Source organism: Streptomyces prasinopilosus (assembly GCF_001419695.1).
Classification (GTDB): Bacteria; Actinomycetota; Actinomycetes; order Streptomycetales; family Streptomycetaceae; genus Streptomyces; species Streptomyces prasinopilosus.
This window is the reverse complement of record NZ_LIRG01001000.1, coordinates 1-1,544: the sequence shown is the minus strand read 5'-3', so window position 1 is coordinate 1,544 and position 1,544 is coordinate 1. Positions and strand designations below refer to the sequence as shown.

The window sequence follows — 1,544 nt, the reverse complement described above, 5'->3', positions numbered from 1 at the left end:
GTCCTTGACGTCGTGGGCCTCACCCCCCGCCTCCTCGACCACATGCCCCACCTCAGGAAGCTCGGCCGGTCCGGCTCCCGCGCACCGCTCGGCACCGTGCTGCCCGCCGTCACCTGCGCCGCCCAGTCCACCTTCCTCACCGGCACCCTCCCCTCCGAACACGGCATCGTCGGCAACGGCTGGTACTTCCGCGAACTCGGCGACGTCCTGCTGTGGCGCCAGCACAACGGCCTCGTCTCCGGCGACAAACTCTGGGACGCCGCCCGCCGCGCCCATCCCGGCTACACCGTCGCCAACATCTGCTGGTGGTACGCCATGGGCGCCGACACCGACATCACCGTCACCCCCCGCCCGGTCTACTACGCCGACGGCCGCAAGGAACCGGACTGCTACACCCGGCCCCCCGCCCTGCACGACGAGCTCACCGAGAAATTCGGCACGTTCCCCCTGTTCCACTTCTGGGGACCCGGAGCCGACCTCGTCTCCAGCCAGTGGATCATCGACGCCACCCGCCACATCATGCGCACCCGCCACCCCGACCTGACGCTCTGCTACCTCCCTCACCTCGACTACGACCTGCAGCGCTTCGGCCCCGACGACCCGCGCTCCCTCAAAGCCGCCGCGGACCTGGACGCCGCCCTGGCCCCGCTGCTCGACGACGCACGCGCCGAGGGCCGCACCGTCGTCGCCCTGTCCGAGTACGGCATCACCCGGGTGAACCGGACCGTGGACATCAACCGCGCCCTGCGCCGCGCAGGCCTGCTGGAGGTCCACACGCAGGACGGCATGGAGTACCTCGACCCGATGGCCTCGCGCGCCTTCGCGGTCGCCGACCACCAGATCGCCCACGTCTACGTGCGCCGCCCCGAGGACCTCGACGCCACCCGGACCGCCCTCGAAGGACTGCCCGGCATCGACCTGCTCCTGGACGACGAGGGCAAGAAGGCCCATCACCTCGACCATCCGCGCGCCGGCGAACTGGTCGCCGTCGCCGAACCCGACGCCTGGTTCACGTACTACTACTGGCTCGACGACGCACGGGCACCCGACTTCGCGCAGCTCGTCGAGATCCACCGCAAACCCGGCTACGACCCGGTCGAACTCTTCATGGACCCCCTCGACCCGTACGTCAAGGTGAAGGCGGCCACCGCACTGGCGCGCAAGAAGATCGGCATGCGCTACCGGATGGCGGTCGTGCCCCTCGACCCGTCACCTATTCGGGGCAGCCACGGCCGCCTCCCGGCGAGCGACGACGACGGTCCGCTCCTCATCTGCTCCACCCCCCGTGCCGTCGGAGACCGCGTCGCGGCCACCGATGTCAAACAACTCCTGCTCCGGCTCGCCGGACTCGGCTGACGCACCACCACGGCTGACGCACCACCACCGAGGACCCTCCGAGATCCAGCTACGGAGAGTGAAACACACGGCACTGACAACGGCCGGTCCCGGCGGGACCGGAACCGGCCACGACCGAGAAGGCAGGCCACCTGTGACCCCGTACCCCGCTCCCTCCCGCACCGAGGCCGTCACCGCCCCGGCCGCCG

Annotated in this window: 1 protein-coding gene; it reads left to right on the top strand. The window is 70.7% G+C overall.

Going from position 1 to position 1,544, the window contains the following annotated elements:
- Positions 1–1,356, top strand: a 1,356-nt coding sequence (locus AOK18_RS29530) for an alkaline phosphatase family protein (protein WP_055696293.1), incomplete at its 5' end; no start/stop codon positions are given.
- Between the last annotated feature and the right edge of the window lie 188 nt (positions 1,357–1,544).